This is a genomic window from Candidatus Thiosymbion oneisti, from assembly GCF_900092655.1.
Taxonomy (GTDB): Bacteria; Pseudomonadota; Gammaproteobacteria; order Chromatiales; family Chromatiaceae; genus Thiosymbion; species Thiosymbion oneisti.
This window is the reverse complement of sequence record NZ_FLUY01001614.1, coordinates 1-14,330: the sequence shown is the minus strand read 5'-3', so window position 1 is coordinate 14,330 and position 14,330 is coordinate 1. Positions and strand designations below refer to the sequence as shown.

The following is a 14,330-nucleotide window of genomic DNA, read 5'->3' as shown; positions in this document are numbered from 1 at the left end:
CCCGCTTATGCCTGGCGCTGTAGGTTCCGGTAAGCATCGGGGTCAGGTTGCCGCCGCACTCCAAAACGTCCGGTGGTCCCCTTCCATGATCGTTGGCAGTCCGGAATCCATAAAGAGCCTAAAAGATATGATTACCAATGATTCCGCGCATTCCCACGGGAAGGCATCATTCCTGTAGATTCGCGCGATTTCTTGGGAGCCTGTCTGCGTGCAGGGACGCACAGGTAGGCGAGTCCTGACGCTCCAGCATCATGAAACCTTGTCCCGAGTGGAGCGAGGGACACGAACTTAGCCACAAATGGACGCAAATTGAATCAATTCCAAATTGGCGTTTATTCGCGTTCATTTGCGGATAAAAAGTAGCCGAGTTTGGCGCCTATGAAAATATTCGTGTCTATTCGTGTCCATTCGCGGTTCTTGTTTCCGGTCAACCCAGCCGCACCCGTGGGTCCACCAGGGTGTAGGAGATGTCGGTGAGCAGCAGCCCCAGGATGTAGAGGACCGAGCCCAGGAACACCATGGCCCGCACGATGGCGAAGTCTTGGTTGTTGATGGCGTCGATGGTGTAGCTGCCGAGTCCCGGGATGCCGAAGAAGGACTCGGTAATCAGGCTGCCCATGAACAGCAGCGGCAGTACCACTACGACGCCGGTGAGGATCGGGATCAGGGCGTTGCGGAGCACGTGCCGGAACAGGACCAGGCGTTCGCTCAGGCCCTTGGCGCGGGCGGTGCGCACATAGTCCTTACCGATCTCCTCCAGAAACAGGGTGCGATACCAGCGCGTGCCGGTACCGATGCCCCCGATGACCCCGATAATGACGGGCAGGACTAGAAACTTCCAGGCTGCCAGCCCGGTATCGTAGCCGGAGATGGGCACCAGGTGGAACAGCTTGCTGAGCAGATATTGGCCGCCGATGATGTAGAAGAGCCCGGAGATGGACATCATGGCGACCAGCAGGACTACACTCGCATAGTCGAGGTAAGTGGCCCGAAAGAAGACGATGAACAGGGCCAGGCTGATGTTTACAGCCAAGCCCACCAGGAGCACGGGGACGGCGATGGCAAGGCTGGGCCACATGCGCTGGGCGATGTCGAAACCGATGTCCCGCCCGCTGTCCGAGGAGCCGAAGTCGAAGGCGAACAGCCGCACCGATTTGGCGAAGAAGATGGTATCCGTAACCTTGCCCGGTCCCGTGGCCTCTTGATCGAAGAGCAGGGGCCGGTCGTAGCCGCGCTCCCGCTTCCAGGTTGCGATTGCCTCCGGCGTGACCCGCTTCACGCCCAGCTGCATGCGGGCCATGTCGTCGGGGGAGCTGACCACGAAGAACAGCAGGAAAGTAATCAAATTCACACCGATCAGGATGGGGACGGCATACAGGAGTCGGCGGATGATGTAGGCGGTCATGGATCGGGCTATCGAATCATCATCGGGGTATGAAATTTCGGATTGTCGGGGAGCTCTTTTTTAGCCGCAATAGCCAAGCGTTTTGCGACCGACAGTGCGATATCCGGACTTTCCGGATTCACGACCAGGGTCTGTTTAGAAGGCGCTACGAGTATGTCCATATCTTCCATCGGAACAGCACCGAGCAGGACCTCGTCTCCGAATACCAAGGCACCGGTGAAGCAAGCACGATTCTCGAACCTCACCACCAGCGGTCCCATGTATGGGACCCGGTGTCGCTTGCCGTCGGCTGTCGTCACCTCCCGTTGGTACAGTTCTTCGAGCCCGAGCTGGATCGCGATCCGTTCCGGCAGACACAAATGCAAGGAGCCCGTATCGACCAAGCATTTCACTGAGACCGGGGCAATATCCCGGTGTCTCGGATTCGAAAGTTCGATGTGTGCATTTACCAACCCCATAATTCACTCCCGTACTGATGACAGCCAATTTGCGCTCATTTGCGGATAACAAGGATTCATGGCGGCAGGGCAGCGCGGCGCTCGCGGCGGCGGAAGACCCGGACCGCCGGCAGCACCCCTGCCACCAGCAGACCGGCCGTCAACCACAGGGGCCAGAGCACGGGTCGGTTCCACTCCCGACGCAATCGCTCGCGTTGTGCGGCGTCGACCCGGCGGTATTTGAGGGTGTTGCTGGCCATCAGGTTGGGCTTCAGGTTCCCCACCCAGCCGTGGTACAGACTGAATGCCTTGGGATAGCGGCCCCACAACCAAGGGGCATCCCGGCGGGCGATAGCGATCATCGCGTCGATCAGGGCCTGGCGTTCGGGGCCGTTGTCCATGCTCTTCATTTGCTCGAACAAGGCATCGAACCTCGGATTGGCATAGTTGGAGGAATTCTCTCCGCCTCCCGCCATCTTGCTGTTGGGGCCGTAGAGCAGGAACAGAAAATTCTCCGGGTCCGGGTAGTCCGCGTTCCAGCCCCGGATGAAGATCTGCCCGGTACCCTTGCGCATCTTCTCCTGAAAGCGGTTGTAATCCGTCGCCCGCACCACGAGCTGGATGCCGAGCTTTTTGAACTGCTTGCGCAGCCAGCTCAGGCGCGCCTTGCCGTCCGGGCCTTGGACCACGGCCTCGTAGTTCAGGCTCAGGGCCTTGCCCGTCGCCGGGTCCCGGCCGCGTGGATAGCCCGCCCGGGCCAACAGGTCTTGCGCCTCCTCCGGACCGCGGCGCACGGCCCGCCCGTCCTGCCAGCTGTAGACATAAGGATTGATCCCCGGCTTGCCTTCACGGTATCCGAAGATGCCCGGCGGGATCGGCCCCTGGGCAGCAATCCCCCGGCCATTGGCGAAGATGGCGATAAATTCCTCATAGTCGACGGCAATGGAGATGGCCCGCCGCAACAGGCGTGCCCGCTCCGAATCACCGCCTACTACCGGGTCGCGCATATTGAAGCCCATATAGTAGATGGACGTCAGAACCGCCGTCCGCAGCCCGATCCCTTTTTCCCGCATGCGGTCGGTCAGGAACGCTTCGCCCTGACCGCTGAATTGGATCGCCTGATCGAAGGCATCGGAGGAGATCCCCGAGCTATCGTAGTAGCCCTGCAGAAACTTGTTCCAGTAGGGGATGTTTTCCTTCTCCAGGCTGTAGACGGCACGTTCGATGAAGGGCAAGGGCCGGCCGGCGTCCGCCAACAACCCCGCCGCTTCATCTCCCGGCATGCCCTGGGCGGGATAGGACTCGCCGTGAAAGTTGGGATTGCGTGCCAGCACCATGCGCAGGTTGGGATTGTTCTCTTGGAGCCAGAAGGCCCCGGTGCCTACCGGATACCAGTCCAGACCGAGGTTGCGCTGTTTCATGCCGGGTTGGGCGTAAAAGCGGTCCGCCTCCCAGGGGATGGGGGCGAAAAAGGGCATGGCGAGCCAGTAGACGAACTGGGGGTATTTGTCCTTGATACGGATGCGGTAGCTGTATCTGTCCAGTATCTGGGCGCCGGCGAAGGGGACGGCCCGAAGATCCAGAAAGGGCCGTGACCCGTCGGGAAGCGGCGCGGGCGCCGCCTGCTGAATGCGCTCGGCCAAGCCGGCGAAGTCATGGATGTGCTCCCCCATCAGGCCGGCAATCGGCGAGTGCAGCCAGGGCACGGCCAGACGCTTGATCTGATAGACGAAATCCGCCGCCGTCAGCTCCCGAGTACCCTGATACGGGAAGTCGGACAGGCGGTTGATCCCGGCCAGATCCGCCGCCGTCAGGTCCAGGTACCGCGGTCGCCCGCCTTCGCCTTTTGCGAAGGCGGGATGGGGCTGATACCGGATCCCGGGCCGGATACGGATCAGGTACTCGCTGTAGGCGACCTGCTCCGCGGGCGCATCGGCCGGGAGCGGCTCGCCGTCCGCATCCCAATAGGTGGGTACCGGCACCTGAGCGGCGGAGAGGGGCACCAGTTCATAGGGCCGTTTCAGAAAGTGATACTGCAGCGGCGGCTCGTAGATCTGGGCGATAAAGACATACTCGTTCGAGCTATAGGAGCGCGCCGGGTCCAGGTGCTTGGGACGCTCGGAGAAGGCGCTGTAGAGGACATTGGCCCCCGCTTGGTCGCGCGGATAGGGATGATTCCAGGGGGTATCGCCGCAGGCGCTCAGCAGGATCGCCGACAGCGAGGCCAGCAGCAGGCCCAGTCTAATGCGCTGCAACCTTCAGGTCTCCACCAGGTTTGTTGCTCACCCCAGCGGACCTATGCAGTCCGCGGAGAGACTTCTGCTTTGATCCTGTCGCCCGAATCTCTGACAGCAGCTTTCAGATCATAGGCGGTTTGCAGGTCCATCCAGAACTCGGGGCTCGTCCCGAAGTAACGTGAAAGCCGCAGCGCAGTGTCCGGCGTGACGGCATGGCGTTCGCGCACGATGTCGTTGACACACGGGGCCGGAACCTCGAGCTCGACGGCCAGGGCGTTCGCCGACAACCCGAGAGGGATCAGAAACTCTTCACGCAGGATCTCGCCGGGATGGATGGGACGCATCTTGTTTATTGTCCTGGATCCTCAATGGTAATCGACGATTTCGGCATCATAGGCGTTACCGTCCGCGAAGCGAAAACACAAACGCCACTGATCGTTTATCCGGATACTCCACTGCCCGCGCCGGTCTCCCTTCAGGGCCTCCAACCTGTTCGCCGGCGGTATGCGCATATCATCGAGGCGGCGGGCGATGTCGAGCATCTGGAGTTTCCGCTCCGCTACCGACTGAAAGGAGCGAAATCGTATTGTGGGCTTGCCGCGAAACAGGGCCTCCGTGTGCTTACAGCGGAAAGATTTGATCATCCAGCACACAGTATAATGCATTCCTTTAAGCCGCTAGGGGGCTGTTGACATTTATCCAAGCATGGGCGACTAAGTCAAAGAGTTTTGTGTGCTGACAAGGTGGGGCGAGGAGGAATTGTGGGCCTATTTCGACGAACCGCAACTTACAACCGTTGCACGCAGATAAAGAGCCGCAATCGGACCGGCCACCCCACGGGGACCGGACACTCGGAGAAGAAATAAAACAAGAACCAGTGATCGCACTTCACACGTGCCTTGTCAGCCATCTGTCCAACCACCACACAGACAGGATCGGAATGCCATGGGTTTCCTACAAGATAAACGGGTCCTCATCACCGGCGTCGCCAGCAACCGCTCCATCGCCTATGGCGTGGCGCAGGCCATGCACCACGAGGGGGCCCGGATCGCCTTGACCTACCAAACCGAAAAGCTCAAATCCCGGGTCGAGGACCTGGCCGCCCAGTGCGGATCGGAGATTGTGCTGCCCATGGAGGTAACCAGCGACGCCCAGATCGCGGACGCCTTTCAGGAATTGTCCGGGCAGTGGGACGGACTCGATGCCATCGTGCACTCGATCGGCTTCGCCCCGCGCGAGCAGCTCGAAGGCGACTATATCGACGCCGTCACCCGCGAGGGCTTCGCCATTACCCACGACATCAGCGCCTACAGCTTCGCCGCCCTGGCCAAGGCCGGACGCGGGATGATGCAGGGCCGCAACGGTTCCCTCCTGACCATGACCTACCTGGGTGCGGTGCGCGCCGTGCCCAACTACAACGTCATGGGCCTCGCCAAGGCCAGCCTGGAGGCAAACGCCCGTTATCTGGCCGCCTCCCTCGGCCCGGAAGGGATCCGGGTCAACGCCATCTCCGCCGGCCCCATCCGCACCCTGGCCGCATCCGGCATCGCCAACTTTCGGGGCATGCTCAAGCAGGTGGAGGAACGCACCCCCCTGCGGCGTAACGTGACCATCGAGGAAGTCGGCAATGCGGCGGCCTTTCTCTGCTCCGATCTGGCCTCCGGGATTACGGGCGAGATACTGTACGTGGATACCGGTTACCACATCTTAGGTCTAGGTTGACTCCTACACCCGGCTAAACACCGCCGCCGGTCCGTGACCCGAGTACGGCTGTACCGAAGTACCGATAACATCGGTTTGGTTCTTCCATCGGGAGTTATTTTTTGCCGCAAATAAACGCGAATCAACGCAAAAATGTTAACGATATCCCGTAGGATGTGGTGAGCGCCGGGAGCGGAGCGACCGGCGCGAACCGCATCAATGGTGTGGTAAGCACCTGTCTGCGTCCCTGCACGCAGACAGGCAGGGACGCACAGGCAGGCCGTGAACCGCATCTTTGGACTTTCGGTTTCGCTCGGATTCAATCGGTGATGCGATTGAACGGAAGGGGGTATCTCGACCCCGCACGGGCTCCTTGACGTTTTAGGGTGCCCTTAGTTACCACCCCGAAAAATACAAAGGAGATGACATGGCCAAACCAACAATGAACCTGGCCTTAGCCACCGGCGCGTTGGCGCTCGCTCTCTCGACCGCCGTATCCGCCGGCGACACCGCCAGCGCAGGCATGCTCGCGGGCACCTGCTACGGTTGCCACGGCATGCACGGTAACAGCCTCGGCCCGGCCTCGCCCAGCATCGCTCAGATGGAAAAGACGGCCTTCGTCGAGACCATGCAGGCATTTAAGAGCGGCGACACCTACGGCACCATCATGGGCCGCATCGCCAAGGGCTATACGGATGAGGAGATCGAGCGGATGGCCGGTCACTTCGCCGCCCAGAAGTTCGTCCCGGCCAAACAGGAATTCGACGCGGCCGCGGCTAAGAAAGGCGTCAAGCTGCACGATAAATACTGCGAGAAGTGCCACGAAGAGGGCGGCAAGCCGATCGCGGGCGAAGACGCTGAATACTCCCTGCTGGCCGGCCAATGGGTCCCGTACCTGGCGAATACCATGACCGACTTCCGCGAAGGCCGCCGCGAGATGCCCAAGAAGATGAAGAAAAAGCTCGACAAGCTGCTCAAGAAAGAAGGTGAAGCAGGCCTGGCGGCCATCAACGCCTTCTATGCCGGCCAGCAGTGAGTGAAGAGGAGCGCACCCATGAACATGAATCGTCGCGATTTCGTCAAGGCCGCCGGGGCCGCTACCGCTGTCGGCATGGTTGGTGTTCCGCAGCTGGCCCTGGGCGCCGGCAAGAAGAAAGTCGTCGTCGTCGGTGGGGGTACCGGCGGTGCCACTGTCGCCCGCTACATCAAGCTGGCGGATGCCTCGGTGGACGTCACCATCATCGAGCCCAACACCCATTATCACACCTGCTACCTGAGCAACGAGGTGCTCGGCGGCGACCGCAACATCGATACCATCAAGTTCGGCTACGACAAGCTCGAGGCCATGGGTATCGAGGTGGTTCACGCGACCGCCGAGCTGGTCGACCCGGCCGCCAAGGTCGTCAAGGCCGGCGGTAAGGACTATGCCTTCGATCGCTGCATCGTCGCCCCCGGTATCGAGCTGCTCTATGACCAGATCGAGGGCTACAGCGAAGCGGCCAGCCGTAAGCTGCCCCACGCCTGGAAGGCCGGTGAGCAGACCAGGCTCCTGCGCGCCCAGCTCGAAGCGATGCCCGACGGCGGCACCGCCGTCATCGCCGCCCCCCCGAATCCCTTCCGCTGTCCGCCCGGACCCTACGAGCGCGCCAGTCAAATGGCCCACTACTTCAAGCAACACAAGCCCAAATCCAAGGTCCTGATCCTGGACGCCAAGCAGAAGTTCTCGAAGCAGGGCCTGTTCACCCAGGGCTGGAAAGCCCTCTATGGCTTCGGTGCCAACCAGGCCATGATCGAGTGGCAGCCGGGTCCGGACGCGGCCGTGGTCAAGGTGGACGCGGGCAGCATGACGGTGGAAACCAGCTTCGGCGACGAGGTCAAGGCCGACGTCCTGAACATCATCCCGCCGCAACGGGCCGGCAAGATCGCCCAGGTCTCGGATCTCACGGATGATAGCGGCTGGTGCCCGGTGGACAAGAAGACCTTCGAGTCCTCCAAACATCCGGGGGTGCATGTGATCGGCGACGCCTGCATCGCCACCAAGATGCCCAAATCCGCCTACGCGGCCAACAGCCAGGCGAAGGTGTGCGCGGCCGCGGTAGTCGCCATGCTCAAGGGTGAGGAGCCGGGAACCCCCTCCTACGTCAATACCTGCTACTCCATCATCGGCAAGGACTGGGCTGTTTCGGTGGCTGCGGTCTATCGGCTCAGCGAAGACGGCAAGACCATCGCCGGGGTCGAGGGCGCCGGTGGTCTGACCCCCATGGATGCCTCCCCCGAGGCCCGGCGGCGCGAAGTGCAGTACGCCTACAGCTGGTTCAAGAATATTACCGCGGATATCTTCGGTTGATGGCGAAGCTATGAGGAGAGTCACCGGTTTCCAGGGAAGGGTATGAACCGCAAAAGCGCAAAGGACGCAAAGTAGGGGCATCCCTTGCGAGTGCCCGGTTCATCAGTCGCCGGCATCGTCGCAGCCAGCACCGACCGCCCGTCAGGTAGGTTGGGCAAAGGGCCAGGGATGGCCCGTGCCCAACATTCGGTGTTCAGTCGGGTACGCTGTCGTCCTGAACGCGTCGTAACCCGACACGACGCCCGCTCAGGCAACGCCAAATAACTCCGAACAGCTCCTATGACTGGCGCAATGATCATTATTCGATTGCCCCGATCTCCGCGCGGGAAATGCAGCATTTGCAGCCTTCTTCCGGTCGCAGAATAACACCGGAACTTAGGACGTTGCTTTTAAGACAAATAGGCACAATCAGGTACGATGGTATGAAGATTGGCTACTATCCCGGAGCGGGCCGATTAGCTGCTGAAAAGGGTCTCGATCCCTTGTCGTTGGCGCAAATCTTGCTAAATTTCAACCAGATCGCGCAGTAAACGCTATTTCGTAACAATCACAGTGTGGTACTTGCAGTATCATTACTAACCTACGATCAGTTCTACCAATCTCGCACGGCGCCAGCTTCCGGTTCCAGGGACCGGGAGCTGGTTATCTATCGCTCCAGTGATCTATCGTTCCGGTGCACGCCGGAGCGGCGGTGCCTTGGAGGGTTCACCGCCGGAGGCGGTGGCTTACCCGCCATGCGTTATGGGGCACGGACTTAACCAATCCCCCTAGCGAGATGTAACCAGCCGTCTGACGGCGGCAGAGGAGTACAGCATGTATCAGGCCGAGGCCAAGGTCTTGCCGCGGAGACAGGAGATCCCGACAATCGGGATCGGCACTCAAGTGGACTTCGATAACACGCGGGAAAGCGAGGAGCGCTTCAAATTCCCGGGTATCGCCACCGTCATCCACGGTAACGGGGCGATTGCCCATGTCATGGGGCAGGTCTGCGGCGGTGTGATCGGGTATCCCATCACGCCGTCCACGGAGATCTCCGAGCTGTTCGAGGCCTATCGCGCCAAGGGCGGCTGCAATGTCTGGGGCAAGCACCCCTTCTTCTTCGAGCCGGAAGGCGAGCATTCGGCCCAGAGCGGCGCCATGGGTGCAGCCCTCACCGGCGGCCGCTATATCTCGAACGCCTCTTCCAGCCAAGGCATTCTGTACGGGCTGGAGTCCCACTATGTGACCGTGGGCAAGAAGATCGGCGGCTTCGTACTGCAAATCGCCGCGCGTTCGGTGTCCCGGCACTCCTTGAACGTGATGGCCGGGCACGACGACGTCTATGCCCTGCTGCCGTCCGGATATACGGTGCTGTTCGGGAGCAACCCCCAGGAAGCGGCCGATCTGGCCGCCATCGCCTACAAGGTGAGTGCCCTCTCCCTAATCCCGGTCGCCAATGCCATGGACGGCTTTGCCACCAGCCACATGCAGAGCGAGGCCCGCATGCCGGAGCCGGAGCTGCTCAGGGAGTTCCTGGGTGATCCGACGGGTAGGATCAAGGCGCCGACGGTGGCCCAGGAGATCCTGTTCGGGGCCAAGGGGCGCGTCTTTCAGCTCGGGGAGTACCTCAAGCGTCACGCCGGGGACATGGTGCAGGAAGCGCTCGCCGAGCTCCGCGCCTTTCTGGAGGCGCGCAGTGCGGATGTCGAACAGGACAACGTGGGCACCATGATCGAGGAAACCTTGCCCTGGGTCCCGGAGGAACTGCATGAGCAGTGGCGGCGACAGTGGCTCAATGCCTTCGAGCAGGGGACCCGCCAGCGGGTGCCTGCGTTGGTGGACGTTCTGGACCCGGGGTTGACCGGCGGCGTCCAGAATCAGCCGGATTTCCAGGCCGGAGCGGTGGATCATCACACCCACTTTGTGTGCGAGGTGCCGCGCTTCGTCACCCAGGCGATGGCTGAATACGGGGCCTTGACCGGACGCCGTTACACGCCTGTCATGGGGTATCGGGTCGAGGACGCCGAGCATGTGATCGTCGGTCTCGGCTCCGTGACCGACGATGCAGAGGCCGTGGCCGCCTATCTGCGCGCCCAAGGGAAAAAGGTCGGCGTGGTCTCGATCAAGCTGCTGCAGCCGTTCCCGGAGGGAGAGCTGATCGGGTTTCTCGCCGGGAAAAAGGCGGTGACCGTGCTCGAGCGCTCCGACCAGACGGCGCTGACGGATCTGGTGATGAAGGCCCTGTTCAAGGCCCGCGAGAACGGCGCCCTGATCCGCCACCAGGGCATTCCGGCGATCACCGACTTACCAAAGGTGAGTACCGGCATCTTCGGGCTGGGGGGCCATGATCTGCAACCCCGTGACCTGATCGCCGCCTTCAAGAATATGGAGAGCGCGCTCAATGTCCCCTTGTTCTACCTGGGTTCCCGATTTTTCCAGGACAACCCGTCGCCGGCCATCGCCGAGCTCCAGGCCAGATTGAGGGCCGCCTATCCGGAAACCGAGTTCATGGCCCTGCCGACCAAGGGCAATCCGCGCCTGTTGCCACCGCAGGCCTTCCGGGTCCGCTTCCACTCGATCGGCGGCTACGGGACCATCGCCACCGGCAAGCTGCTGACCGATATCCTGGCGGGCGTATTGGGCCTCCACTCCAAATCCGCGCCCAAGTACGGCTCCGAGAAGAGCGGTGCCCCCACCAATTTCTATATTTCCTTAAGCCCGGAGCCCATCAAGATCACGAACGCGGAACTGGAAGACGTCGAAATCGTCGTCTCTCCCGATCACAAGGTCTTCAGCCATACCGATCCGCTGCGCGGGTTGGCCCCCGACGGCACCTTCATCCTCCAATCGCACGAGACCCCGCTGGAGGTTTGGAAGCAGCTCCCCGCCTATGCCCGCCGGACCATCCGCGAGCGCAAGATTCATCTCTATCTGGTCGATGCCTTCGGGGTCGCCAAAAAGCACGCCCCGGCCCCCGATCTGGAGATCCGGATGATGGGCGTCGCCTTTATCGGCGCCGTGTGCGGGCACGTGCGCCAGGTGGTCGCCGATGCCTCGGAGGAGGCCGTCCTCGACAGGATCCGCCAGCAGGTGACCAAGAAGTTCGGGGCCAAGGGGGAGGCGGTCATCGAGAGCAACATGGCGGTGATCCGCGAAGGGCTGGAATCGACACGCAAGGTGGACTACGAAGCGGCCGCTTTCACAGCGGCCGAACAACTGGTCGCCGTGCCCAACGGGCCCGATATCGCCGTATCCGCCTCCATGGTCAAGGCCAGCGGTGGGTCGACTACCTCCGCGTTCTTCGACCTGGATTTCTACCGGGAGGTCATGGCCGACCGCTTCCGGGACGGGACCATCGGCGATGCGCCGGTCATCCCCGGCACCGGGTTGTTCATGCCGGTAGCGAGTGCGGCCTGGAAAGACAAGGGCCTGTTCCGCCTCGAGGTGCCCAAATACACGGCCCATCTCTGCACCGGCTGTATGGATTGCGCCTTTGTTTGCCCGGATGCGGCCATCCCGAATAGTGTGCACGAAATCCACGACCTGCTGCTGACCGCGATTCGGGGCCTGAAGCTAACCGACCACCAAAAAGACACGATGGTGGGCTATGTATTCGACCTCTCCAAGACCATCCGCGACACCTACCGCAAGCTGCCCGGCAAGGACCCCAAGCCCTTCCATGAAATCACGGCGGAGGCAGTGGCCGGACTCGCGCTCGAAAACGCCACCCTGGAACGTGGCTTCGCGGGCATGGTCGAGACACTGTCCAGCTTCCCGGTGGCCAAGACCAAGCCCTTCTTCGGGGCCATGGAGCAGGCAGTACCTGGTACCGGGGGGCTCTACTCGGTAAACATCGATCCCTGGAAATGCAGCGGCTGCCTGGAGTGCGTCGATGTCTGCGGCTCCGGTGCCCTCAGCGCCCGGCGGCAAGATGCCGCGGTGCTCGAATCCTTAAAGCAGGAGTTCGAGTTCTTGAGCCGGACCCACAACACGCCCATGCGCTTCTGGGAGACGGCCACCGAGCGCGGCGGCGACGCCAAGCGCCTGATCCTGAATCGTGACAACTATTATGCTATGACCGGCGGACACGGTGCCTGCCGCGGCTGCGGCGAAGTGACCGCGCTGCGCATGCTGATGGCAACCAACCGGGCGATCCACGAGCAACGGCGTCGGGACCACGTCAAGGAGCTGGAAAGTCTGATCGAAGGACTGACCGCCAAGCTGGACGCCGTGCCCTATGACGACCATGACCCGGACCGCTTGGAACGGATCTCCTGGACCATCGATCGGCTCCAGGCGCGTTTGTATCGCTTCGAGAGCGGTCCCACGGGTCTTGGCCCCACCGGGGCGGTGATCGCCAACGCCACCGGTTGCAGCAGCGTCTACGCCTCGACCTTTCCCAACAACCCCTACTCGGACCCCTGGGTCAACAGCCTGTTTCAGGACACGGTGCCGGTAGCCAAAGGGATGTTCGAGGGCCTGAGCGCCGGTGCCGTCGATGACTTCCGCGCCTTGCGCACCGCCAAGCTCGACCTGGAAGACCACTACAATCCCGAGCTCCATGATGGCTTCTTCCGCACCTTCAACTGGGAGCAGTTCGCCCCGGAAGAGCTCGACCTCTTGCCCGCCGTCATCAGCATCGGCGGCGACGGGGCCGTCTACGACATCGGCTTCGGCGCCCTGTCGCGCCTGCTGGTCACCCACACCCCGCTCAAGGTCATGGTGCTCAACACCGGGGCCTATTCCAACACCGGCGGCCAGGCCTCGACCGCCAGCTTCACCGCCCAGGACTCGGACCTGACCCGCTTCGGCGTCGCCCATATCGGCAAGCACGAGGACCGCAAGGAGCTGGGACTGATCGCGGCCTTCCATCCCAAGGTCCTGGTCATCCAGACCAACGACGCCCTCCAGGGCCACTTCATGAAGAACGTCATGGAGTTCCTGAGCTACAACGAATCGCCTGCGGTGTTCGATACCTATACCGCCTGCATGTCCGAGCACGGGATCGCCGACAATGCCGGGAGCCGGCATGCGGAGTTGGCGGTGCAGAGCCGGATGAGTCCGGTCTTCGTCCATGATCCGCGCCGGGGCGATACCCTGGCCGAGCGCTTCGTCCTGGACGGCAATCCGGACATCGGCAAGGACTGGACCACCACCACCCTGGCCTATGTGGACGCCGACGGTCAGGCCCAGCTCAAGGAGCTACCCTTCACGCCGGCGGATTTCGCGGTCCACGAAGGTCGCTTCAAAAAGCACTTCCGACCCGCCGACGCGGATGCCAACCTGGTCCCGGTACCCGAGTACATCGATCTGAACGAGACCGAACGCCACGGTAAGACACCCTTCATCTGGTCGACGGATGATGACCGCAGGCTGATCAAGCTGGCCGTCTCGCCGGCCATCGTCGAGCTGACCGAGGAACGCCGCCGCAATTGGCGCATGCTGGAGTACCTGGGCGGTCTGCATGTGGATCGCATGCAAGAAGACCATCGCCGGGCGCTGGAGCAGTGGCAACGCAAATACGAACAAGCGGACGCCCAGCGGGAGGACACCATCGATGCCATCGCCAGGGGCATGGCCGAGCTCGCCGCCGGCTCGGATGCCACGGCCAGCCAGTCGGTGGTCCCCCTGGATGCGATCACCATGGGTGCGAGCGTCGGTGCCGTGCCTGAGACCAGTCCCGCAACCGGCGCCGCGCCCCTGGTGCAGATCACCCAAGCAGACATGCCCAGGTGCACCAACTGCAAGACCTGCTACCAGGATCTGAGAGAGCTGTTCGAAAAGACCACCATCATGGTCGACGGCGAACCGAAAGAAGTCAGCCGCGTGATTCCCGGCGTGCTCGACAAGATCACGCTCACCCCGGAGCTGATCCGAACCGCCGCCCGGGTCGCCAACGACTGCGACGCCGAGATTATTCGGTTTCAGCAGCCGACTACGCGCTGATCTCTCGTCCGAGCATGAACCGCTTGGGAAAACGACGAATCACGCGAATCCACGCGGAACCTGCTAGATATATAATCACACGGGACCTGACACCCCTCGCTACGCTCGGGATGACAACTCCCTTCGGTCGAGATGACAGAGACTGGTTTCACCATAAAATTTTGGTGAAGGGGGTACTAGGGGACGTTCTCAATTGAGCTAAATCCTCATGAAAATCAAGCACATCAGGCCCATGCAGCAGCGGCTACGAGTTTCCGAGACACTCCGCGGCGCGGAGC

Annotated in this window: 9 protein-coding genes; 4 read left to right on the top strand and 5 right to left on the bottom strand. The window is 61.9% G+C overall.

What is annotated here, in order from left to right; genetic code table 11:
* Positions 1–427: 427 nt before the first annotated feature.
* The 5 genes from BQ17_RS16435 to BQ17_RS16415 are packed head-to-tail and all read right to left on the bottom strand — an operon-like array spanning position 428 to position 4,723.
* On the bottom strand, positions 428–1,405 hold the full coding sequence (locus tag BQ17_RS16435) for an ABC transporter permease (RefSeq protein WP_089728892.1): 978 nt from the start codon (positions 1,403–1,405) through the stop codon (positions 428–430).
* Between the two features lie 8 nt (positions 1,406–1,413).
* The gene (locus tag BQ17_RS16430; RefSeq protein ID WP_089728890.1) at positions 1,414–1,863 is read right to left on the bottom strand and encodes a clan AA aspartic protease; all 450 of its coding nucleotides are present in this window, start codon (positions 1,861–1,863) and stop codon (positions 1,414–1,416) included.
* A 56-nt stretch (positions 1,864–1,919) separates the two neighbouring features.
* A complete protein-coding gene (locus BQ17_RS16425) occupies positions 1,920–4,088 on the bottom strand; it encodes an ABC transporter substrate-binding protein (RefSeq protein WP_089728894.1) in 2,169 nt (722 codons plus the stop codon).
* A 50-nt stretch (positions 4,089–4,138) separates the two neighbouring features.
* Entirely contained in the window at positions 4,139–4,423 is a 285-nt protein-coding gene (locus BQ17_RS16420; protein ID WP_089728888.1) for a HigA family addiction module antitoxin, read from the bottom strand.
* Between the two features lie 21 nt (positions 4,424–4,444).
* Complete coding sequence (locus BQ17_RS16415) at positions 4,445–4,723, bottom strand: type II toxin-antitoxin system RelE/ParE family toxin (protein WP_089728886.1); 279 nt, start codon at positions 4,721–4,723, stop codon at positions 4,445–4,447.
* A 301-nt stretch (positions 4,724–5,024) separates the two neighbouring features.
* Between BQ17_RS16415 and BQ17_RS16410 the strand changes: the two genes are divergently transcribed.
* The 4 genes from BQ17_RS16410 (at position 5,025) to BQ17_RS16395 (ending at position 14,052) form a co-directional block, all read left to right on the top strand.
* A complete protein-coding gene (locus BQ17_RS16410; RefSeq protein WP_089728884.1) occupies positions 5,025–5,801 on the top strand; it encodes an enoyl-ACP reductase FabI in 777 nt (258 codons plus the stop codon).
* Between the two features lie 406 nt (positions 5,802–6,207).
* Positions 6,208–6,816, top strand: a complete 609-nt coding sequence (locus BQ17_RS16405; RefSeq protein ID WP_089728882.1) for a c-type cytochrome — start codon at positions 6,208–6,210, stop codon at positions 6,814–6,816.
* A gap of 18 nt (positions 6,817–6,834) precedes the next feature.
* Positions 6,835–8,127: an FCSD flavin-binding domain-containing protein gene (locus BQ17_RS16400; RefSeq protein ID WP_089728880.1), complete on the top strand. Its 1,293-nt coding sequence runs from the start codon at positions 6,835–6,837 to the stop codon at positions 8,125–8,127.
* An 813-nt stretch (positions 8,128–8,940) separates the two neighbouring features.
* A complete protein-coding gene (locus BQ17_RS16395) occupies positions 8,941–14,052 on the top strand; it encodes a 2-oxoacid:acceptor oxidoreductase family protein (protein ID WP_089728878.1) in 5,112 nt (1,703 codons plus the stop codon).
* Positions 14,053–14,330: the final 278 nt, after the last annotated feature.